General features: G+C 69.2%; 17 protein-coding genes. 5 read left to right on the forward strand and 12 right to left on the reverse strand.

The window, feature by feature from the left end; translation table 11 throughout:
* Positions 1–6: 6 nt before the first annotated feature.
* The 6 genes from mnhG to E3T23_RS04175 are packed head-to-tail and all read right to left on the reverse strand — an operon-like array spanning position 7 to position 6,226.
* Positions 7–345 (reverse strand): monovalent cation/H(+) antiporter subunit G, encoded by a 339-nt coding sequence (mnhG, locus tag E3T23_RS04150; RefSeq protein WP_134369146.1) that lies wholly within the window; start codon positions 343–345, stop codon positions 7–9.
* Positions 342–605, reverse strand: a complete 264-nt coding sequence (locus tag E3T23_RS04155; protein ID WP_134369147.1) for an MrpF/PhaF family protein — start codon at positions 603–605, stop codon at positions 342–344. Before E3T23_RS04155 ends, mnhG begins: the two co-directional genes overlap by 4 nt.
* A complete protein-coding gene (locus E3T23_RS04160) occupies positions 605–1,231 on the reverse strand; it encodes a Na+/H+ antiporter subunit E (RefSeq protein ID WP_134369148.1) in 627 nt (208 codons plus the stop codon). The genes E3T23_RS04155 and E3T23_RS04160 overlap by 1 nt, the downstream gene beginning before the upstream one ends.
* Complete coding sequence (locus E3T23_RS04165) at positions 1,228–2,787, reverse strand: Na+/H+ antiporter subunit D (protein ID WP_134369149.1); 1,560 nt, start codon at positions 2,785–2,787, stop codon at positions 1,228–1,230. The genes E3T23_RS04160 and E3T23_RS04165 overlap by 4 nt, the downstream gene beginning before the upstream one ends.
* Positions 2,784–3,314 (reverse strand): sodium:proton antiporter, encoded by a 531-nt coding sequence (locus E3T23_RS04170; protein ID WP_134369150.1) that lies wholly within the window; start codon positions 3,312–3,314, stop codon positions 2,784–2,786. The genes E3T23_RS04165 and E3T23_RS04170 overlap by 4 nt, the downstream gene beginning before the upstream one ends.
* Positions 3,311–6,226: a Na+/H+ antiporter subunit A gene (locus E3T23_RS04175; protein ID WP_134369151.1), complete on the reverse strand. Its 2,916-nt coding sequence runs from the start codon at positions 6,224–6,226 to the stop codon at positions 3,311–3,313. Before E3T23_RS04175 ends, E3T23_RS04170 begins: the two co-directional genes overlap by 4 nt.
* Positions 6,227–6,345: 119 nt before the next feature.
* On the opposite strand from E3T23_RS04175, the gene E3T23_RS04180 reads away from it, so the two are divergent.
* Positions 6,346–7,941 (forward strand): amino acid permease, encoded by a 1,596-nt coding sequence (locus tag E3T23_RS04180; protein ID WP_134369152.1) that lies wholly within the window; start codon positions 6,346–6,348, stop codon positions 7,939–7,941.
* 105 nt (positions 7,942–8,046) lie between these two features.
* Entirely contained in the window at positions 8,047–8,466 is a 420-nt protein-coding gene (locus tag E3T23_RS04185) for a GreA/GreB family elongation factor (RefSeq protein ID WP_134369153.1), read from the forward strand.
* 72 nt (positions 8,467–8,538) lie between these two features.
* On the opposite strand, the gene E3T23_RS04190 is transcribed toward E3T23_RS04185, so the two are convergent.
* Positions 8,539–9,819: an MFS transporter gene (locus tag E3T23_RS04190; protein WP_134369154.1), complete on the reverse strand. Its 1,281-nt coding sequence runs from the start codon at positions 9,817–9,819 to the stop codon at positions 8,539–8,541.
* 168 nt (positions 9,820–9,987) lie between these two features.
* Here E3T23_RS04190 and purU point away from each other — a divergent pair, with 168 nt between their 5' ends.
* On the forward strand, positions 9,988–10,860 hold the full coding sequence (purU, locus tag E3T23_RS04195) for a formyltetrahydrofolate deformylase (RefSeq protein ID WP_134369155.1): 873 nt from the start codon (positions 9,988–9,990) through the stop codon (positions 10,858–10,860).
* Positions 10,861–10,889: 29 nt separating this feature from the next.
* Positions 10,890–11,240, forward strand: coding sequence for a YrdB family protein (locus E3T23_RS04200; RefSeq protein ID WP_241977589.1), 351 nt, complete (start codon positions 10,890–10,892; stop codon positions 11,238–11,240).
* A 103-nt stretch (positions 11,241–11,343) separates the two neighbouring features.
* Here the strand turns inward: E3T23_RS04200 and E3T23_RS04205 are convergent, their stop codons facing one another.
* The 5 genes from E3T23_RS04205 to E3T23_RS04225 form a co-directional block, all read right to left on the reverse strand.
* The gene (locus E3T23_RS04205; RefSeq protein WP_134369157.1) at positions 11,344–12,804 is read right to left on the reverse strand and encodes a DUF222 domain-containing protein; all 1,461 of its coding nucleotides are present in this window, start codon (positions 12,802–12,804) and stop codon (positions 11,344–11,346) included.
* Between the two features lie 97 nt (positions 12,805–12,901).
* The gene (locus tag E3T23_RS04210; RefSeq protein WP_134369158.1) at positions 12,902–14,119 is read right to left on the reverse strand and encodes an MFS transporter; all 1,218 of its coding nucleotides are present in this window, start codon (positions 14,117–14,119) and stop codon (positions 12,902–12,904) included.
* A 136-nt stretch (positions 14,120–14,255) separates the two neighbouring features.
* Entirely contained in the window at positions 14,256–17,273 is a 3,018-nt protein-coding gene (locus E3T23_RS04215) for a S8 family peptidase (RefSeq protein ID WP_241977590.1), read from the reverse strand.
* A gap of 252 nt (positions 17,274–17,525) precedes the next feature.
* Positions 17,526–19,433 carry a heavy metal translocating P-type ATPase gene (locus tag E3T23_RS04220; RefSeq protein WP_134369160.1) on the reverse strand — a complete coding sequence of 636 codons (1,908 nt, stop codon included), beginning with the start codon at positions 19,431–19,433 and terminating at the stop codon, positions 17,526–17,528.
* A gap of 137 nt (positions 19,434–19,570) precedes the next feature.
* Positions 19,571–20,785: an NADP-dependent isocitrate dehydrogenase gene (locus tag E3T23_RS04225; RefSeq protein ID WP_134369161.1), complete on the reverse strand. Its 1,215-nt coding sequence runs from the start codon at positions 20,783–20,785 to the stop codon at positions 19,571–19,573.
* 176 nt (positions 20,786–20,961) lie between these two features.
* Here E3T23_RS04225 and E3T23_RS04230 point away from each other — a divergent pair, with 176 nt between their 5' ends.
* Positions 20,962–21,414, forward strand: a complete 453-nt coding sequence (locus E3T23_RS04230; protein WP_134369162.1) for a GNAT family N-acetyltransferase — start codon at positions 20,962–20,964, stop codon at positions 21,412–21,414.
* Positions 21,415–21,424: the final 10 nt, after the last annotated feature.

The raw sequence follows: 21,424 nt of genomic DNA on the forward strand, positions 1-21,424 counted from the left end.
ATCTTATCAGTCGGGCCGGGTGCCCAGCTCATCGATTACGAGCACGTCGACGCGCACCCGGTGGCTGTCGTAGGCGGCCCGGCTCACCATGTGCGCCGCCACCGGCGCGGTCAGTGCCTGGAACACGACGATGGCGATGACGAGGGTGACGGTGCCCACGGTGAAGTTGTTCACGGCGACGTCGGCCGTGATCGCCATCAGCCCGAAGATCTGTGGTTTGGTGGCGGCGTGCAGCCGCGACAACACGTCGGGGAAACGGATGACGCCGATCCCGGCCGCGAGGCACATCACGGCCCCGGTGAGCACCAGAACCGCCGAGATCACGTCCTGCAGTTCGTCACTCATTCGGTGTCCCGAACGGGCAGGAAGCGGGCGACGCTCAGCGAGCCGAGCACGGCGAAGAGGGCGAGCACGAGCAGCACCGGCAGCGTGTCGGTGTGACGGTTGAACGCCATCTCCGCGCCCATCGCGCAGATCACGGTCGCGACCAGGACGTCAGAGGCGATGACCCGGTCCAGCACGGTCGGGCCCCGCACGATTCGATAGAGGGCGCACAGGGCACCGGCCCCGAACAACACCCCGGCAATGACGGCAACGATTTGCATCAGGTGCTTCCTTTCCGCTTCCGTTTCTCACGCGCATGCTGGTCCCGTGCGCGCTGGTTCTGCTCACTCCGGTCTTCGCCGCTGACCTGGCGGAGTCGTTCCACGTCCTCCCGTGAACCGAGGGCCATCACGATCCGGTGTTCCTCGGCCAGGACGCCGTTCCGGAACCGCTCCACCTGTTCCGGCCGATGCACGTTGAGCACGTGCAGGTACAGGGTGGACCGCACCCGGTCCACATCGACCACGATCGCCCCGGGAACGATGGACGTCGACACCCCGGTCAGCGTCAGGATGAAGTCGCTTCGGGTGCGCAGGTGCACGGCGACGATGGCGTTGCTGGGCGTGTAGCGCGGGGAGAGCGCGAGGGCGGCCACCTGCAGCGAACCCCGGACGATGTCGAAGCCGAGCCGGGCGAGGTAGAGCAGGGTGAACCACGGGTTCAGGCGCAGTCCCAGTTGAACCGCGGGCAGGTAGAAGCCCACGGAGACCACCGCGGCGAGCAGGATGCCGGTGAGCACGTTGAGCCAGGAGAACGCCCCCCAGAGCAGCATCCAAAGCAGCACCAGCCCCAGGAACAGGGGCACCTGGTTCAAGAAAGTGGTGAGACGCCGCTTCGGGGTGCTCATGGCGTGCCGTTCGGGAAGACGGCGTCGATGTAGGTGGCGGGGGTCTCGATGTCGGCCGCGGCGCGGGCGGTGAGGGCGAATATCGGCCCGGCGAAGACGGTGAGTGAAACGGTCAGCAGCAGCAGCGCCGTCGTCGCCCCGGTCATCAGCGGCGAGATGGTGCGGGTTGTGACCGCGCCCTCGTCGTCCGGATCTTCCAGGAGCGCGTCGAGCATCGGCGACTCGTAATCCTCGACCTCACCCTCCCCGCGCCAGAACGCGATGTTCCAGACCCGGGCCAGGGCGTACAACGTGAGCAGCGACGTGGCGGCTCCGGCTCCCATCAGGACGTAGGTCACCGGTTCGGCGATTTCCGCCCCGGCCTGGAAGAGGGCGATCTTGCCCAGGAATCCGGAGAACGGCGGGATGCCGCCCAGGTTGAGCGCCCCCACGAAGAACAGGAAGGCCACGAAGGGTGCCGCCTTCAGCAACCCGCCCAGCCGGGCCAGCGAGGTGGTGCCGCCCACCCGTTCGATCAGCCCCGCGCAGAGGAAGAGGGTCGTCTGCACGGTGATGTGGTGAACGACGTAGAAGATGGTGGCCGTGATCGCCAGGGGCGTGCCCATCGCGATGCCGAAGATCATGTAACCGATGTGGCTCACCAGCGTGAACGACAGCATCCGTTTGATGTCCGCCTGCGCCAGTGCCCCGAGGATGCCCACGGTCATGGTCAGGAACGCCACCACCATCAGCGGGACCGACAGCGGGCTCTCCGGGAAGAGCAGGGTCTGCGTGCGGATGATCGCGTAGATGCCGACCTTGGTGAGCAGACCCGCGAACACGGCCGTGACCGGGGCCGGAGCCGTCGGATAGGAGTCGGGCAACCAGAACGACAGCGGGAAGACCGCGGCCTTCACGCAGAATGCCAGCAGGAGCAGCAGGTTGAGGATCAGCTGCACGTCGGGAGGGAGGTCCGCCACCCGGTCGGCGATCAGCGCCATGGTCACCGTGCCCGTGGCCCCGTAGATCAGCGCGATCGCGCTGAGGAACAGGATGGAGGAGACCAGGCTCACCACGATGTACGTGACACCGACCCGGATGCGCGCACCGGTTCCGCCGAGCGTCAGCAGCACGTAGCTGGCCGAGAGCAGCATCTCGAACCCGACGTAGAGGTTGAACAGGTCCCCCGCGATGAAAGCGTTGAACAGCCCGGCCGCCAGCACGAGGTAGGTGGGGTGGAAGATCGAGACCGGGGTTTCCCGGTCTCCGTCGACGATGCCCTGGCCCACGGCGAACAGCAGCACGCCGAGCAGCATCAGCGCCGAGACGAGGAGCATGATCGCGGCGAGACGGTCGACGACGAGCACGATGCCCCACGGGGCAGCCCAGCCGCCGACCTGCACGACGGCGGGGCCGGTCTGGTCGATCTGCACCAGGAGCACGGCGCCGATGACAGCCACCAGGGTCAGGGCGAGCACGCTGACCACGATCTGCAGCGGGCGGCGGCGACCCAGGGCGAGGGTCAGGGCGCTTCCGAGCAGCGGGATGGTCACGACCAGGGGCACGAGGAGATTCACAGGGTCATCCCCGTGCCCGGCGCGCCGGCGGTTTCGCCGCCCTCGCCCCCCTGTTGGTGTTGGTGTTGCTGGTCGGGTCCGGTCTCCGTCCCGCGCTCGCTCGCGTCGAGGTCTTCCTGGCTGGCTGCCTCGTCTTCGGAAACCGAGCGGAAGGACTCCTCCGTGCTTTCGACGGTCTCGGCCGCGTGCTCGTCGGTGACGGTGTCACCCTCGTCGCCCAGCCGGGCCAGCCACCAGGACCGGTAGATGAGCGCGAGGATCAGCGCCGTGATGCCGAAGTTGATCACGATGGCGGTGAGCATCAGCACCTGGGGCACGGGGTCGACCATGGCGGCGTCGGCGGACGTGCCGGTGACGATGGGCGAAGTGCCGGGGCGGCCGCTCATCAGGAAGATCAGCAGGTTCGTGGCGTTTCCCACCAGCAGGAATCCGATCAGCACCCGGGTGAGGCTGCGTTCGAGCATCACGTAGACCCCGGCGGCGTACATGACCGCCATCACGATCACGAGGGTGAGGGAGGCGCTCATACCGCTGCCTCCGCGCCCTGCTGCGACGGCGGGCGCGGCAGGGTCTCGCCGGCCTCCTGCTGCCGGTCCACCTCGCTGCCGAGGCTGCGCAGGATGTCGAGCACCAGGCCGACCACGACCAGGTACACGCCGATGTCGAAGATGGTCGAGGTGCCGAAGGAGAGGGGACCGAGCACGGGCACCGTGGTTTCGAAGTAGGCGGATTCCAGCGGGATACCGCTGAAGAAGAGGGAGACCATGGCCATCCCGACCGCCAGCACGATGCCCAGCCCGAGGATTTTTCCGGGGTCGACGGGCACCGCCTCGCCCAGCTCGTAACGGCCTCCCGCGAGGTACCGGGAGACGAGCGCGAGCCCGGCGATCAGCCCGCCGGCGAAGCCGCCGCCGGGCGCGTTGTGACCGGCGATGAGCAGGTACACCGAGACGATCATGGCCGGGTGGAAGAGCAGTCGCACGAGCACCTCGAGCATGATCGAGCGGTCTTTCTCTGCGACCGTGCGACCGGCCAGCAGCCAGGACTGGCGGGTGACCGCATGCCCCTCGGAGGGAGCGGCCGGGTCGGCGACGACCTTGCGCCGGTGCGGCAGGGACCGGTGCTTCCGCGATTCCCGCAGCCGGGGCACCACCGTGTTCCTGCCCGAGACGAAGAGCAGGCTGGCCACGCCGGTGGCCACGACGATCAGCACGGAGATCTCGCCCATGGTGTCCCAGGCACGGATGTCCACGAGCATCACGTTCACGATGTTGCGTCCATGCCCTTCCTCGACCGCGAGGCGGGGGAGCTCCGCCGCGATGCCCGGCGCCTGCCGTGCGCCGACCGCGATCACGCCGATGGTGCCCATCACGGCGCCCACCAGCACGCCGATCACCGCGCGCCGCCGACGGTGCAGGGGCCGGTTGTGCTGGGCGATCTTCTGCGGCAGCCGGCGCAGCACCAGCACGAAGACGACGATGGTGATGGTTTCCACGAGGGCCTGGGTCAGGGCCAGGTCGGGGGCTCCGTGGAAGGCGAACAGGGCGACGAGGCCGTAGCCGGTGACGCCGGCCAGGAGAACGGCGGTGATCCGTTCGGCGACGCGCGCCGCCATGACGGCGGCGATGCCCATGGTGAGGGCGACCGCCACCTGGCCGGGGTAGTCCCAGAGCACGACCTCGTCCGGCCAGCTGCGGTTGACGAAGGCCGCGAACCCGAGCGTCAGAACGAAGACGACGAGGATCGTGGACAGGTACTGCGGCAGTCCCCCGATCTGGGCGAAGTGGGTGATGCGGGCCGCCGCCCGGTCGATGCCGCGCACGGTGTAGCCGTAGCCCTGGCCGGCGTCGACGTAGGCCGGCACGGTGCCCTGCAGCCGGGCCACGGCCCGCCGCTTCCAGAAGAGCGCGGCACCGAGGAGCAGGATGCCGGCGCTCAGGGCCAGTGCCGGTTCGAAACCGTGCCAGAGCGCGAGGTGGTAGTCGCCGCCACCGGGCACGGTGTCGGCGTAGGAGGCCAGCGGCAGGTCGAGCAGGAAGACGAGCGGGCCGAGCAGGAGGGTGGCCACGGCCAGTATCCCCGGCGCCAGCTGGAAGTCCCAGCGGGCGGGGTGCAGTGCGGTGTCCGCGAGTTCGGGGCGGGTGCCGAAGGCCCCCCAGAAGAAGCGGGCGCTGTAGGCGACCGTCAGCACCGAGCCGAGCACGGTACCGACCAGGGCGACCCAGCCCCATCCGTCACCGGCCAGGCCTGCTTCGATAAACGACGTGAAGCCGGCCTCCTTGGCGACGAAGCCGAGCAGCGGCGGGATGCCGGCCATGGAGGCGACCGAGATCAGGCCGATCGCGGCCAACACCCGCGCGTTGCGCCCCACGCCGGAGAGCCGGCGCCAGTCGCGGGTGCCGGCGCGGTGGTCGATGATGCCCACGGTCAAAAACAGCGCCGACTTGAACAGGGCGTGCGCGAGCAGCAGGGCCACCCCGGCGAGCGCGGCGTCCCGGGTGCCGAAGCCGACCACGACCATCAGGAACCCGAGCTGGCTGACGGTGCCGTAGGCGAGCACCAGCTTGAGGTCGTACTGGCGCAGCGAACGCCACGCACCGACCAGCATGGTGCCGACGCCGACGGTGACGAGCACCGGCATCCAGCCCGGCGTGTCGGCGTAGCCGGGTGCGAGGCGCGCCACCAGGTAGATGCCGGCCTTGACCATCGCGGCCGCGTGCAGGTAGGCGCTCACCGGGGTCGGCGCCGCCATCGCCGCCGGCAGCCAGAAGTGGAAGGGCACGAGCGCGGACTTCGACAAAGCGCCGACCAGGATCAGCAGCACCGCCCAGGTGGCGGCCGGTCCGGTGACGGGGTCGGCGACGATCACGGCGAGCGACGTGGTTCCGGCCTCCACCGCGAGGATGACGACCCCCACCAGCATGACCAGACCGCCGAAGGTGGTCACCAGCAACGCCTGCAGGGCGGCGCCGCGGCTGGCCCGCTTGAACGTGTAGTGCCCGATCAGAATGTAGGAGAGCACGCTCGTGACCTCCCAGAAGATGAACATGACGACGATGTCGTCGGATGTCACCAGGCCGTACATCGCGCCGGCGAACGCCAGCAGGCCGGCCGCGAAACGGCCGAGCGCGGGTTCGTCGGCGCTGAAATAGCGGGCGCAGTAGACCAGCACAAGGGCGCCGACCCCGGTCACGACGAGGGCGAGCAGCCAGGCCAGCGTGTCGACCCGGAACGAGAGCGAGATGCCCAGCGCGGGAATCCACGGGACGCTTTCGGTGATCGCCCCGCCCGCCGAGACGGATGCGGTCTGGGTGAGCGTGTAGCCGAAGGCAGCCGCGGGGAGCAACGCGATCAGATAGAAGACGCGCAGCGACAGCCACCGGGTCAGGAGCGGGGTGAGCGCGGAAAGACCGGCAAAAACAAGGAGGATTGTCGCCATGCGGCCTCCCGGATCCCGTGAAGTCAGAGTGTCGCCCCGAGTCTACCGGAGGCCCCGGGCCGCAGGCCCCGTCCGGGGGCCGCTAGGGTTGGACACATCCCCAACTATCAGAAGAGCCCATGACGCGTGCAAGCCAGGGGACTCGACTCCCCCAGAAACCCGATCACTCCGAGTACCACGGTCGTGGTGCGGAGACCCCCTTCGAGCACATCTCGGACGCCGTCAACGTGCACGAGGACGAGGGGCTGCACAAGGGCCTCAAGGCCCGCCAGGTGCAGATGATCGCCATCGGCGGGGCCATCGGAACGGGCCTCTTCCTCGGGGCCGGCGGACGCCTGGCCACCGCAGGGCCCTCACTCGTCTTCGTGTACGCGATCTGCGGTTTCTTCGCGTTCCTGATTCTGCGCGCCCTCGGCGAGCTCGTGCTGCACCGCCCGTCGTCGGGCTCGTTCGTCTCCTACGCCCGCGAGTTCTTCGGCGAGAAGACGGCGTTCGTCACCGGCTGGCTCTACTGGCTGAACTGGGTGATGACCGCCATCGTCGACGTCACGGCCGTGGCGATCTACATGAACTTCTTCGCCAAGTACTGGGCCCCCTTCGGCGACGTGCCGCAGTGGCTGTACGCGCTCACCGCCCTCGCCGTCGTGCTCTCCCTGAACCTGCTGTCAGTGAGCGTGTTCGGCGAACTCGAATTCTGGTTCGCCCTGATCAAGGTGCTCGCCATCGTGGCCTTCCTGCTGGTCGGCACCTGGATGGTCATCTTCGGCACGCCGATCCCCGGCCAGGAAGCGGGATTCAGCCTGATCGGGGACAACGGGGGCTGGCTGCCGAACGGGCTGATCGCATCCGTTCTCGTGGTGCAGGGCGTCGTGTTCGCCTACGCCTCGATCGAACTGGTCGGCACGACCGCCGGGGAGACCCAGAACCCGGAGAAGGTGATGCCGAAGGCGATCAACACCGTCATCATCCGCATCGCCGTGTTCTACGTCGGGTCGATCCTTCTGCTCTCGCTGCTGCTGCCGTACACCGCGTACAAGGCCGGCGAGAGCCCGTTCGTCACGTTCTTCGGCACCATCGGAGTCGGCGGGGTCGACGTCATCATGAACCTGGTCGTGCTCACGGCGGCCCTGTCTTCCCTGAACGCGGGGCTCTACTCGACCGGGCGCATCCTGCGGTCGATGGCGCTGGCGGGGTCGGCGCCGCGCTTCGCGGGCAAGGTGAGCCGCACGGGCGTGCCGTTCGGCGGCATCCTGCTCACCGGCGTGGTCACCCTGCTCGGCGTCGGCCTGAACGCCGTCGTGCCCGACAAGGCCTTCGAGATCGTGCTGAACATGGCCGCCATCGGCATCATCAGCGCCTGGGGAATGATCGTGCTCTGTCAGCTGCGCCTGCACGCCTGGTCGAAGCTCGGCATCCTGCAGCGACCGGCATTCCGGTTGTTCGGGGCGCCGTACACGGGTTACGCCAGCCTGGCCTTCCTCGTCGCCGTGCTCGTGCTGATGGCCTTCGATTGGCCCGTCGGCACGCTCACGATCAGCTCGCTCGTGATCATCATCCCGCTGCTGATCGTGGGCTGGTATGCCTGCCGCGGCCGCATTCTCGAGATCGCGAGAGCTCGCGAGGGGTTCACCGGCCAGGTGCCGATCCTGCCCAACCGCCCGCTGTCGGACCAGCTGCGGGACGCCGATTCGAAGGATCCCGGCCGCACGGAGTAGCCGCCACGCCACCGATCGGCCTTGCCGCGTGCCGGCAGCCGGTGCGGATAGCATGGCCGATTGATCACTGCGGGGCTTCTCGCCTCGCGATTTACGGAGAACCTGATGACCACCGAATCGGTGTGGATGCCACCCCGCGCGCTCGCCCTGTTGATCGAGGAGCTCGCCGTTCTGGCCAGTCGCCCCAACCCCGACGCGGTCACGGCCGAGCGAATCCGGGAGCTGCGCAAAACCCTCAGTCAGGCCGAGGCCTCGATCAAACCGGACGACGGCCTGGTCGAGCCCGGAATGAGAATCACCGCGATGCTCTCCGGCGACACGCGGGCGACCGTGTTCCTGCTCGGCGAGCGCGAACTCGTCTCCCTCGACCCGGCGGTGGAAGTCGACGTGTACTCCCCCTCGTCGCCGATGGGCCAGGCAATCATCGGCTCCCACGTCGGCGACACCGTCGCGTACACGACGCCGTCCGACGTCAGCATCCGGATCGAGATTCTCGCCGCCGTCCCGTACACCGGCGGTCGCTGAACCGACAGCATCGAGGGGTGCGGATGCGTCCGCACCCCTCGATCGTGTCGGTTCGGCGACCCGACGGGCCGGTCAGGCCGCGCGTCGGCGCACAATCACGTCGCTGACGAGCACGAGCACGAACGCCAGCCCCAGGATCCCGACGTAGGCCAGCGGCACGGCCTTCATGCCCGCCGAGCCGAGCAGGGCGGCGCCGAGAAGGGCGCCGCCGCCGATCCCGGCGTTGAACGCGGTCGTGTAGATGGCGCTGGCGGTGTCGCGGATGCGGAGCGACGCCGTGTGCAGCAGCCGCGTCTGCAGCAGCGGCGGCAGCATGCCGAAGGCCAGACCCCAGAGCACGAAGGCGGTGATGGCCACCGGCAGCGTCGCCGCGAAGAGGGCCAGCACGGTGACGCTCAGGGCGGACACGGCGATGCCGATGACGAGCCCCAGCTGCGGCCTCGGGCCGAAGACCGTGCCCGAGAGCACCAGGCCGACCGCCCCGGCGATCCCGTAGGCGAACAGGAGCGGTGCGACCGCGGCGGAGTCCACGCCCATCTCATCGATCAGGAACGGGGCGATGTAGGTGTAGAAGGTGTAGTGCCCGACCATGGTCAGGCCGGTGATCGTTGAGACCAGGATCACGGCGCGCATGGTCGGGTCGCGACGCTGCGGGACCACGGCGGCACCGGCGGCCGTCCCCGGGGCGGATGCCGCCGCATCCGTCACGCGGGCACCGGAGTGCGACACCGGTGGCAGGAACCGCCAGACGACGACCGCGCCGACCAGCATCAGGGCAGCGAGGGCCAGGAAGGACAGCCGCCAGCCGAGCAGGTGCCCGGCGGCGGTGGCCAGGGGAACCCCTAAGACGAAAGCGAGCGTGCCGCCCGAGACGGTGATGGCCACGGCGCGGCCGATCTGTTCCCGCGGCACGAGATGCGCGGCGTAGGCGCCGACGACCGACCAGAACAGGCCGTGGGCCATGCCTCCGATGATGCGCCCGCCCACCATGAAGGCGTAGCCGGGGGCGATGGCGGTGAGCACATTGCTGATCGCGAGCACCACGAGCACGAGCACGATCAGGCCGTGCCGGGGCAGACGGCGGGTGAGGTGGGCGAGCGTGGTGCTCGTGAGCACCACGGTGAACGCGAACCAGGAGACGAGCAGGCCGACCTGTCCCTCGGTCACCCCGAGCGCCCGGCTCATGTCGGGCAGCAGGCCCGTCGGCAGCATCTCGGAGGTGACGGAGAGGAAGACGGCGGCGGCCAGGGCGATCAGCCCGACCCAGGGGAAGGGACGGCCGGCGGCCTCGGCGCTCTCCGTCGAGTCCGGCGCCTCCCGAAAGGGCAGGTTGATGGGTGCGGTGAATGACATGGCTCTGTGGCTCACAGACGGGAACAGTGGCAGCGCGGGCGATGCCGCGGGGCCGGTCCGGATTGACTGCGCGCCGACGTGCGCGCCCGGGGCCGACGTGCTGCGCCGACCGCATACCAGCATACCCGACGGGCGGAGTGCGCATCAGGGGGCCGGTAACCTAGTCCGATGACCTCTTCCCTTGCCCCGAACCCGCGCCACCACTGGGTGATCACCCTCGTCTGCGTCGACCAGCCGGGTATCGTGCACGCGGTCAGCGGCGCGATCGTGCGGGCGCGCGGCAACATCACCGAGAGCCAACAGTTCACCAGCGCCGACACGGGCCGGTTCTTCATGCGGCTGCAGGTGGAATCCGCGGCCAGCCAGTCGGAGCTCGAGGACGAGCTCGCCCCGGTCGTGCGCAGGTACGCCATGGAGTCCGTCATCGACGTCGTCGGGCGCCCCAAGCGCACCCTGATCCTGGCGTCGACCGCCGGCAACTGCGTCAACGACATGCTCTTCCGCCAGCGCGGCGGCCAGTTGCCCATTGAGGTGCCTCTGGTGCTGAGCAACCACGGCACGCTGCGCGACCTGGTCGGCTTCTATGGAGTGCCATTCGAGTCGCGCCCGGTGACGGATGCCGCCAGCAAGGCCGCCTTCGAGGCTCGCGTCATCGAGGCCATCACCGAGCACGACATCGAGCTGGTGGTGCTCGCCCGGTACATGCAGATCCTCTCCCCGGCCCTCTGCACGCTGCTGGAAGGCCGCGCCATCAACATCCACCACTCCTTCCTGCCCGGGTTCAAGGGCGCCAACCCGTACAAGCAGGCGCACGCCCGCGGCGTGAAGCTGATCGGGGCCACGGCCCACTTCGTCACGGGCGACCTCGACGAGGGTCCGATCATCGAGCAGAACGTCGTGCGGGTGGACCACTCGCGCACCCCGGCCGAGCTCGTCGCCATCGGACAGGACGAGGAGAGCCGCACCCTCACCCAGGCGGTCACCTGGTTCGCCGAGCACCGGGTTCTGCTGGACGGCGCCCGCACCATCATCTTCAGGTAGCCTCCCCCGCGCTCGGTAGGATGGGGCGAGTGACCGATACGAGCGCGAAGACCAGCCCCAATGACATCGTGCGATTCCTGCTCGAACTGTTCGCGTTCATCAGCCTGGGCATCTGGGGGTTCGCCGCGTGGCCGCTGCCCTGGCCGGGCGTGCTCGTGGGCATCCTCGCCCCCGCCTTCGCCATTCTGCTCTGGGCGCTGTTCCGCTCACCCAAGGCGGTCTTCCGCCTTGACCCGTTCGGCAAGGCCATCATCGAGATCAGCGTCTTCGGGGCCGCCGCCCTGGCCTGGTGGGACCTCGGCCTGCCGCTGGTCGCCGTGATCTTCGCCCTGGTGGCCACGGTCAGCGGCGTCATCTCGGGCCGCGCGGAGCTGCGCTAGAACCACCGACGCAGCACTGCAGGCGCACTGCCGGTTCGCCCCGGAGGTTGAGCCTGCCGAAACCAGGGACCAGAGACCTGGAACCACGGGCCGAACCCCCTGCCTACAGCTCTGCCCGCTTGCTCGGCAGTGCGATCAGCGCCTGCTCCGAGTCGACCTCGCCCGGTGGCCGGAACCAATACTGCGTCCCGGTTCGGATGATCGTCCAGGGCTGGTTGTGCAGCAGCAGATGGTGCGGGTGGCAGAGCAACACTCCGTCGGCGAGGTCGGTGTGCCCGTTGTCTTTGAGCCATTCGTTGATGTGGTGCGCTTCGCTCCACGCCGGTGGTCTGTCGCAGTCGATCCAGAGGCATCCGCCGTCGCGAACGGCCATCGCGGCCCGTTGTGCCTCGGTGAAGAGGCGTTCGTTGCGGCCGACGTTGATGATCTGGCCGTTTCCGTCGAACGTGATGCCGCGGGAGCCGGTGTCGCAGAGCAGCCGGTCGATGCTCTCCTGCGAGATCGGGACCGGGCTGCCCTCGATCTGCCCGTGCGCGGCGGAAGCGGCGGGCTCGGCGGGCTTCGGGGCTCCCGCCTGATCCGTCTGACCGCTCTTGAGCGTCTTCTCGGTCACGATGACCCGCACCGCCGGACGGCGCCCGCCGAACATCCGGCCCGGGTCGGCCTCCCCGGCGATCTTGAGCAGCTGCACGAGTGAGTCCGCGGCGATCTGCTCGTTGCTGCGCGGGTCGTCCTGCATTTTCTTGGCCCAGGCGGCCCGCTCCGTGTCGACGAAGCGCACCGCTCCACGGCGGGGGCCGGTGATGGAGTCGAAGGTGGAGAGCACGAACTCGCCATCTTCGGGCGAGAACAGCCCGTTCAGGCGCACATTGCCGTTGTTCAGCCGGTACACGCGCAGGACACGATCGTCGTAGGCCTGCTTCTCCCGGGCGGCGATGCCGGCCTCGTCGAGCACGTCGCGCATCCGCCTCGCCCGTCTGAAGACCTCGTCGGCGTTCAACGCCGACACCTCGGCCAGCAGCTCCGCCAGCGCCATCCCGAGCTTTTCGGCGGTGACTGCTGCATCGATCTGGCCGAGGCCGGCGCGGATCGACTCGGCCGCGTCGACCGAGAGGGTTCCCGCAGTGACGGCGCGGGCGATCGGTGCCTGCCACGGCACCCTCGCGACGAACGCTGCGACTTCGGTAGCATCCGGGTCGGGCGCTGAGAGCGCCGCCTCGACCAGCTTCTCGGCCGCCTCGGTGTCGGCCATCATCGTGCCGACCGCGACGAGTTTGTAGGCGTCACCCTTGGAGGAGCCAATCGACTTCTGGACCAGAGCCTCCGGGGACAGGAACCCCTGCTGCGCGGCCAGCCCCGAGTGGCCGAGCTCCGGCCGGGAACGGCGAGCGATGGTGCCGGCCATCCACGCAGCGCGGGTATCGAGCAGGCGGCGCGCCGCGGCAATCTGCTTCTGACCAGCCAGCACGACCGCGTCGGGCAAGGCCTCGTAGTCGGCGCTGGACGACCCAAGTCGGGCGACGGCATCGGCCGCCTGCCTGAGGTCTTCCGCGAGGTCCGTCATGCTTCAAGAATCCTTCGTTGCGCACATGAAGTCGAGTGTTTGTCACTAATAGATGACATCAGTTTAGTAATTGCATTCGACTGATCTCAGGGCGGGACTATGCCGCGCGAGCCTGCCGCGGCATCCGCAGCGCGTAGGCGGAGGTCGCGAAGAACAGCAGGGCGCCGACGCCGAAGGCCACCGGATAGGACACGCTGTCGACGAGGAACCCGGCCGCGAGCGGGCCGACGATGGCTCCCAGGTCGGAGAACATCGAGAACACCGAGACGGGACGCCCTCCCCCGGCGCCGGCGGCGTCACCGACGGATGCGGCCGGCGCGGTCCCCATGAACGCCGAGGCCACGCCGTAGACACAGAGCAGAGCCGTGAGCACGACGATATTCGGCGCGAACGGGACCGCGAGGATGGTGAGTCCGGCAACCAGGAATGCCCCGATGATGGCCGGGCGGCGTCCCACCGTGTCGACGAACCGCGAAGCCGGCGCGAGCGCCACCGTCTGGGCGACGGCCGCGAAGGCGAAGGCGATGCCGGTCCATGCGGTCGGCCCCCGCAGCACCTCGACGACGAGCACGGGGATCAGGGCGCTGCGCACGCCGAACGAGTTCCAACCGGTGGCGAAGTTGGCGAGGCACGCCGCCCGGAACCGGGTGTCCCGCAGTACCGTTCGGAACGGGATCCGTTCGGGCGGGGGGCCGGCCTCGGCGACCACGCCGCCCCGCACCGGGCGCAGCAGCACCAGGCCGAGAACGCCGGCAACGGCGAGGGTCGCGGCGTAGAAGAAGAAGGGCGCGGTGAGTGAGATCGTGGCGAGGAGCCCGCCGAGCGCGGGCCCGGCCATCCCTCCGAGCAGGAACCCGCCCTGGTAGAACCCGATGGCCCTGGCCCGGAATCCCGGCGCCGTGGAGCCCAGCAGGAGGGTCATGGCTGCCACCGTGAACATGGCCGAACCGACGCCGCCGGCGCCGCGCAGGAGCAGCAGCTGCGGATAGTTCTGGGCCACGCCGACCAGCCCGCTGGAGAGGGCGACGATCCCGATGCCGGAGGCCAGGATCACCCGTTCGCCGGCCCAGTCGATCAGGCGCCCGGTGAACGGGCTCGAGACGAAGCGCATCAGCGCGAATGCGGAGACGACGGCGCCGATCTCCAGGTAGCCGACCCCGAAGCTGCGCACATAGACGGGCAGCACGGGCACGACGACGCCGAAGCCCACCATGACGAAGAACGCGATCACGCCGAGTACGTAGACCTCTCGGGACAGCCGCGGTCGGCTCACGCCGGGGGTCTCGCCGCCTCGGCGGAATCGTGCGAATCGCATTACCTCAGGGTAAGCCTTGGCTCGGCGCTCAGGCCGCCGTGCGCCCCGCCCCGCACCCCTGATCGATTCGACGACGAGAGGGCGACGGATGCCTCGCATCCGTCGCCCTCTGCTGCCGTTCCTCCGTCGGCGGCCGCTAGTTCTTCACCGCCACAACCGTCGAGAAGCCACTGTCGCCGTAGCGCACCAGGCCGAGGTAGTCGGTGCCCGCTGCCAGGCCGCTCCACGAGGCCGTGTAGGTCGCTTCAACGCCCTGCACCCCGGGGAGGGGGTTCGGGGCGACGGTGAACGCTCCGGCGCCGACACCCGGCGCGACCGTGAAGGTGGTCAGGTCGTATCGGTCGGTGCCGCTGAAGACCGACACGATGACCTGGTAGTACCCGGCGGCCGGGTTCAGCAGGTCGACGTGTTCGTCCGTCGCCGCCGTGGCCGACTGCCAGATTTCGACCGGCGTGCCGCCCTTGCCGCTCAGCCGGTTGACGACCAGGTCCAGGTCGGCGGCGTCGGTCTGCGCATCGAGGTCGAAACGCTGCAGGGCCGTTCCCGCCGGAACCTGCACGGTGAAGACGATCTCTCCGCCGGGAAGCCCGGTTCCGGTGTATGCCTTGCCCGGGCCGCCCTTCTTCTCCTTGAGCAGCACGCCGGCCGCGAGGCCGTCGGTCTGCAGGGGGATGTCGGCGGTCGTTCCGGGCGTCACGCTGATGTTGACGGATCCGGCCACGCCGGTTCCGCCGGCGGCCACCGGCGATTCGAGCGTGACGGGCTTGACCGCCACCGGACTCTGCACGACCGTCGCGTCGCTGGTCCAGCTGAGCGAGCCGGTCGCGAACGTGTCGACGGGCGCATCCGTTCGGGAGAACGTCGCCGTGTAGGACTGGGTCTCCCCTGCCGCGCCGAAGGTCAGTGTGGCGGGCTCGACCTTCACGTCGATGCCGACGAGACCGGACACCGAGGCGGCGAAGGTGCCCGCCTGGGTCGACGTCACCGTGCGGGTGATCGTCTCCGGCGCGGTGAGCGAGCCGATGCCGATCGAGGGCAGGTTGAGGTTCGACGGGTCGACCGCGACCACATCGGCGTCGCCGTCCCAGGTGTACCCGGCGCCCTTGATGTAGGACATCCAGTCGCGCTCCCCGTTCAGGTAGACGAGCCCCGGTGTGAAGAACTTGGTCGGGTCGACGTGGCCGGCACCCTGCACGAACGGGTCGGTCATGGCGGCGCCGGTTTCGGTGACCGTGTCGTAGGCGGTCGTCATGAAGGCCGACTTCACCTCGGCCGGGGCGGCGTTCGGCGACTGGCCCAGGTAGAGGGCGGCGAGGCCCGCCACGTGCGGCGACGACATCGACGTTCCGGACAGGAACTTGTAGGTGCCGGCCGCGCCTGCGGCATTGGCGCCGCCGGCGAGAATGGCGACACCGGGCGCCGAGACATCCGGCTTGATGATGTCACTGCCGTCCGCCAGGACCGGTCCGCGCGAGGAGAACCCGGCGACCTGCGGGGCGGGCGGGGTGGTGCCGAGGGCGTTGCCCGGCGTCAGGGTCACGGTGGCGCCGGCGGTGCCGGCGTAGGCGAATGCCGGGTCGAACGCTTCGGCGTTGAGGTGCACCGTCGGCACCGAATGCTGGTCGAGGTCGAGCGAGCTCTTCGTCTTGTTCACCAGCACCATGCCGATTCCGCCGGCCCGCAGCACCTCGGCCGACTTGGCGACCCGGTCGTAGACGCCGCGCTGGCAGAACACGATCTTGCCGACAACCTTGGCCGGGTCGAGCGAGTCCGGCGCGCAGAGCAGCGGGTCGTTGCCGCGGCGGGCGGCGACGAGGTCGCCGCGCACCAGGGCACCGGTCACGCCGGTCGCCGGGACCGTGATCGAGCCGCCGGCCCAGGCAGGGCCGCTGCCGAGGGTGGCGGTGGCCTCGTAGCTCGGGATGGTGCTCGCCGCCACGGTGGTGATCCACGGCGACGCGTTGTCCAGCGTGGAGGGGCCCGGGCCGGCGTTACCGGCCGAGGCCGCCACGAAGATGCCGGCGGATGCCGCCCCCAGGAAGGCGAGGTCGGTGGCGGAGACCGTGGTCTGGGCCGCACCGCCGCCGATGGAGAAGTTGATCACGTCGACACCGTCGGCCGTGGCCTGGTCGATCGCCGAGAGGAGGTCGCTGGTGGCGCATCCGTCGTCGTCCTGGCTGACCGGGTCGGGACCGGACCAGCACACCTTGTACGCGGCGATCTTCGCCGCGGGCGCAACGCCCGAGATGGCGCCGAAGTCGATGCCGCCGACCGACGCGGCGACGGCATGGTTGCCGACCGCGGTGCCGCCGGTGTGCGAGCCGTGGCCGTCGCCGTCGCGCGGCGAGAGGTACTCGCCGACGCTGTCGGCGCCGATCCGGGAAGCACCGAACCCGTCGACGTAGTACCGGGCCCCGACGATCTTGGTGCTGCAGTCCGCGGCGGTGAACTGCACACCCACGACGCAGGCGCCGGTGAAGGTGCCGCCGTCGGCCTTGTCGAAACGGATGCCGCCGTCGGCCGTGCGATAGGGCGCGGCACCGGCGTCGGTGCCGAGCGGGTCGCCGGCGAAGGAAGCGTTCTCGGGGGCGATGCCGGTGTCGATGATGCCGACGACCACGCCGGCGCCCGCCGCCTCCACGCCGCCGACAGCGTCCCAGACGCCGCCGGCGCCGGCGGCGTCGCCGAGTCCGAGGAAGTCGGTCGAGGACTGCGCCGTGATCTGGCGGAGCGAGTCCTTCTCGACGGCGAGAACCTCGCGGTCCGCGTAGAGCGCGGCGGCCTGCTCCGCGGTGAGGTCGGCGGCGAATCCGTTGAGCGCGGTCGTGTAGGAGACGCTGACGCTCACACCGGCGGCCGCGGCGACCTTCCTCTGCTCGGCCGCGAGGTGCGCGGCGTAGGCGGTCGCATTCGTCGAGCTCGCGTCGAGCTGCCGGCCCGGGGCAGGCTGGGTGGCGTCGAAACCGGGGACGCCGCCGGAGTAGGTGGCGACGGCGCTGCCGGCCAGGGTGACGACGTACCGGCCAGGCTCGAAGGTCATCCCCGGTTTTCCGACGGCCGACTGTGTGCCCGATTGCGGCTGCGGCGCGGCTCCGGCGGCGACGGTTCCGCCGAGCAGGGCTGCGGTGGCAACCAGCCCGACGGTCAGGGTCACCGCGGTTGCCCGGCGGAGTCCGCGCGGAGGCCTGGGGTCGTGGGGTCGTGGTATGAAATGCCGATTTCGTGAGTTCACGTGCATCATCCAATCCGTTCAGCGCTGAAAGGTTGGCCCCCGACGGAGGGACATGAACTTGAAGCTAGCCGAAACCGGCATCGGACAGTGCATCGTGCACGCGTTGACACCCGAACTGGGGGCATCCCGCACGTTTCGGTGTCGACGGATCGGGTCACGGCCACGCCGCGCGGCTCAGCGAGCGAGCGCACCCGCCGTGACCGGCTCACGGGCGGCGACTTGGGCCCGCACCGCGGCGTCCCGGCGGCGGCCGATCGCCCGCAACGCATTGAGGATCGTGGCCAGGTCGACGAATTCCTGCAGCAGCGCCCCCGCGGTCGCGGGGATGAAACCGAACGCGGCCAGGAGCATCAGTCCGATGCTCAACACGATGCCGAGCCAGATGCTCTGCAGGGCGATCCGGATGGTGTCCTGCCCGATCGCGACCGCGCGGGCCGCGCGGGTCAGGTCGTCGATCAGGATGACCGCGTCCGCCGATTCACTGGCGGCCGTGGCCCCGCGGGCTCCCATGGCGATACCGACGTCGGCGACGGCCAGCACGGGCGCGTCGTTCACCCCGTCACCGACCATGATCACCGGGCGGAGGGCCAGGGCGCGCACGGCGTTCACCTTGTCGACGGGCAGGCAGTCCGCCTGCACCTGATCGATCCCCACCAGGGCGGCGATGTGCTCGGCGGTGGGCCGCGCGTCCCCGGTGAGCATCACGGTGTTCCGCAGGCCGAGGGCGCGCAGATCCGCCATGGTCTGCGGGGCGTTCGCGCGCAGCTTGTCGCTGGCGACGATGCTGCCGGCGAAGCGGCCGTCGACGGCGATGTAGATGGCCAGTTCGCCGCCCTCGAGCGGGGCGGCCACGGCATCCGTCGCCCGCTCCCTGATGAACGAGAGCTTGCCCACCGTGACCTCGCGGGCCCCCAGCCGGGCCACGACGCCGTGCGCGGGAACCTCGTTCGCGGTCTCCGTGCCGGTCAGCTCGAGCTTGCGGGTGCGGGCCTCCGCGATCACGGATGCCGCGAGCACGTGTGACGAGTACTGCTCCGCCGATGCGGCGAGCGCGAGCAGCTCGTCCTCGTCGAAGCCGGGTTCGGGGAGCACCCGGGCGATGGTCGGGGTGCCGTGGGTGAGCGTGCCGGTCTTGTCGAAGACCACGGTTTTGGCCCGGGAGAGCATCTCGAGCACACCACCGCCCTTGACGATGATGCCGTTGCGGGCAGCGCGGCTCATGCCGCCCATGAACGCGACCGGCGCGGAGATCAGCAGCGGGCAGGGGGTCGCCACCACCAGGACCTCGGCGAAACGGACCGGGTCGCCGCTGACGATCCAGGCCAGGGAGGCAATGGAGAGCGACACCGCCGTGAATGGCACCGCGTAGCGGTCGGCGAGGCGCACCACCGGGGCCTTGCTGGCCGAGGCCTCCTCGACCAACGCGATGATCTGCTGGTACTGGCTGTTCGCTGCGGTCGCGGTGGCCCGGATGGTGGCGGCAGCCTGGCCGTTGATCGACCCGCTGAGCACGGCGTCGCCGGCTTCCCGCTCCACCGGAAGGCTTTCCCCGGTGAGCGACGACTCGTCGAACGCGGCACTGACGGAGACGAGTTCGCCGTCGACCGGCACGATCTCGGCCGGGCGCACGAGGAGCAGGTCGCCCGGCCGCACGTCGGTGGCCGGGACGTCCTCGACCTCGCCGTTGCCGTTGCCGGCACCGGCACCGAGCCGGTGCGCGATCTGCGGGGCCCGCCGGAGCAGGGCATCGAGCTCGCGCTTCGCGCGGTTCACGGCGAAGTCTTCCAGGGCCGCACCTCCGGTGAGCATCAGCACGATGATCAGGGTGGCGACGTATTCGCCCACCAGGACCGTGGCGATGATGGCCATGATCGCGAGGACGTCGATGCCGAGGGTGCCGCGGCGCAGCTGTCGCACCATGCCGATCGCTTCGTAACCGGCGACGAGCAGGCCGAATCCGCTGAACAGCCAGCGCACGGCATCCGTCTGACCGAACAGGGCGAGAACCACGCCGATGAGTCCGAGGAGCACGGTCGTGGCGACAAGCGGGTAACGACGAACGAAGACGACCAGAGACGACATGGTCATATTCTTGCCTCGCTTGCCGCGCTCCGCCAGCAAGGAAAGCCTCCCCTGAGAGGCCGGGTCCCGGGGCGGAATCCGGGCACGGAAAAGGGCGGCAGCCTCACCCGAAGGTGAGGCTGCCGCCCTGTCGCGGGTTACGCCAGGCGGGTCTGGAGGTTCTCCGCGATGGCCGCGAGGAACTCCTCGGTCGTCTGGAAACCCTGCTCCGGGCCCACGAGGAGCGCGAGGTCCTTGGTCATCTTGCCGCTCTCGACGGTCTTGATGACGACGTCTTCGAGCGTGCTCGCGAACTCGGCGAGCGCCGGGTTGCCGTCGAGCTTGGCGCGGTGCGCGAGGCCGCGGGTCCAGGCGTAGATCGAGGCGATCGGGTTGGTCGAGGTGGGCTTGCCCTGCTGGTGCTGACGGTAGTGACGCGTCACGGTGCCGTGCGCGGCTTCGGCCTCGACGACCTTGCCGTCGGGCGTGGAGAGCACACTGGTCATCAGGCCGAGCGAGCCGAAGCCCTGCGCGACGGTGTCCGACTGCACGTCGCCGTCGTAGTTCTTGCAGGCCCAGACGTAGCCGCCCTCCCACTTCATGGCCGAAGCAACCATGTCGTCGATGAGGCGGTGCTCGTAGGTGAGGCCGGCCGCGTCGTAGCGGGCCTTGAACTCGGCGTCGAAGATCTCCTGGAAGATGTCCTTGAAGCGGCCGTCGTACGCCTTGAGGATCGTGTTCTTGGTCGACAGGTAGACCGGGTACTTGCGCTCGAGGCCGTAGTTGAGGGAGGCGCGGGCGAAGTCACGGATGGAGTTGTCGAGGTTGTACATTCCCATGGCGACACCGCTGCCGGGGGCCTGGAAGACCTCGAACTCCTGCGGGGCCGAGCCGTCCTTCGGGGTGAAGGTCATGCTGAGCGTGCCCTCGCCCTCGAAACGGAAGTTGGTGGCCTTGTACTGGTCGCCGAACGCGTGCCGGCCGATGATGATCGGCTTGTTCCAGCCCGGCACGAGACGCGGGATGTTCGAGATGATGATGGGCTCGCGGAAGATGGTGCCGCCGAGGATGTTGCGGATGGTGCCGTTGGGCGAGGCCCACATCTTCTTCAGGCCGAATTCCTCGACGCGGGCCTCGTCGGGCGTGATGGTCGCGCATTTGACGCCGACACCGTGCTTCTGGATGGCGCGGGCCGAGTCGATGGTGATCTGGTCGTCGGTCTCGTCACGCTTCTGGATCGACAGGTCGTAATACTCGAGGTCGATGTCGAGGTACGGGTGGATCAGGGTCTCTTTGATCGCATGCCAGATGATGCGAGTCATTTCGTCCCCGTCGAGCTCGACGACAGTGCCTTCAACCTTGATCTTCGCCAATAGAATTCTCCTCAGAATATCGGGGGGCATGAATAGCCACGTCGATTCTAGTGGAGAGCCGTAACTATCTTGACATCGAGACAGTTTCCGGATGTCCCGGCCGGGGTCGCCCACGCGCCCGGTCATCGAAAAAACCCGACTACCCGACCGGCTCCGCTGCACGTTAGCCTGTTCGCATGGGTGAACTACGACTGGAAGATCTGTCCGCGCGCAACATCGTCGCGGCGAACGGCCTGAGTCTGAAACCGGGGCAGGAGCAGTTCATCGCCCCCGTCTCCTACGCGGTCGCGGCATCCGTCATCAACCCGGCCACCGCCTGGCAGCGCGTCGTTGTGCTCGACGACGTCGTCGTCGGCTTCATCCACGGCAACTTCGACCCGGACTCACCGCACGAGGAGTTCCGCGCCTGCCTCTGGCGCATCAACGTCGATGCGGAAGCCCAGGGAAAAGGTGTCGGCAAATTCGCCGCCGACGCCCTGGCCGCCGAGGCCCGCAAGCGCGGCTTCGACCACATCACGGTGATCTGGGAGCCCGGCGAGGAGGGCCCGGAGGCGTTCTTCCACCACCTCGGCTTCAGCGACATCGGCCAGACCGTCTACGGCGAGACCATCGGCGCGCTGCAACTCTGACCGTCACCCG

The organism is Cryobacterium cheniae (assembly GCF_004403395.1).
Taxonomy (GTDB): Bacteria; Actinomycetota; Actinomycetes; order Actinomycetales; family Microbacteriaceae; genus Cryobacterium; species Cryobacterium cheniae.

Excerpts from the sequence above, each read along its gene's own strand:
- E3T23_RS04220 (WP_134369160.1), bottom strand. The coding sequence starts at position 19,433 with ATGTCGTCTCTGGTCGTCTTCGTTCGTCGTTACCCGCTTGTCGCCACG.
- E3T23_RS04155 (WP_134369147.1), bottom strand. The coding sequence starts at position 605 with ATGCAAATCGTTGCCGTCATTGCCGGGGTGTTGTTCGGGGCCGGTGCC.
- purU (WP_134369155.1), top strand. The coding sequence starts at position 9,988 with ATGACCTCTTCCCTTGCCCCGAACCCGCGCCACCACTGGGTGATCACC.
- mnhG (WP_134369146.1), bottom strand. The coding sequence starts at position 345 with ATGAGTGACGAACTGCAGGACGTGATCTCGGCGGTTCTGGTGCTCACC.
- E3T23_RS04185 (WP_134369153.1), top strand. The coding sequence starts at position 8,047 with ATGACCACCGAATCGGTGTGGATGCCACCCCGCGCGCTCGCCCTGTTG.
- E3T23_RS04230 (WP_134369162.1), top strand. The coding sequence starts at position 20,962 with ATGGGTGAACTACGACTGGAAGATCTGTCCGCGCGCAACATCGTCGCG.
- E3T23_RS04205 (WP_134369157.1), bottom strand. The coding sequence starts at position 12,804 with ATGACGGACCTCGCGGAAGACCTCAGGCAGGCGGCCGATGCCGTCGCC.
- E3T23_RS04175 (WP_134369151.1), bottom strand. The coding sequence starts at position 6,226 with ATGGCGACAATCCTCCTTGTTTTTGCCGGTCTTTCCGCGCTCACCCCG.
- E3T23_RS04160 (WP_134369148.1), bottom strand. The coding sequence starts at position 1,231 with ATGAGCACCCCGAAGCGGCGTCTCACCACTTTCTTGAACCAGGTGCCC.
- E3T23_RS04180 (WP_134369152.1), top strand. The coding sequence starts at position 6,346 with ATGACGCGTGCAAGCCAGGGGACTCGACTCCCCCAGAAACCCGATCAC.
- E3T23_RS04190 (WP_134369154.1), bottom strand. The coding sequence starts at position 9,819 with ATGTCATTCACCGCACCCATCAACCTGCCCTTTCGGGAGGCGCCGGAC.
- E3T23_RS04210 (WP_134369158.1), bottom strand. The coding sequence starts at position 14,119 with ATGCGATTCGCACGATTCCGCCGAGGCGGCGAGACCCCCGGCGTGAGC.
- E3T23_RS04170 (WP_134369150.1), bottom strand. The coding sequence starts at position 3,314 with ATGAGCGCCTCCCTCACCCTCGTGATCGTGATGGCGGTCATGTACGCC.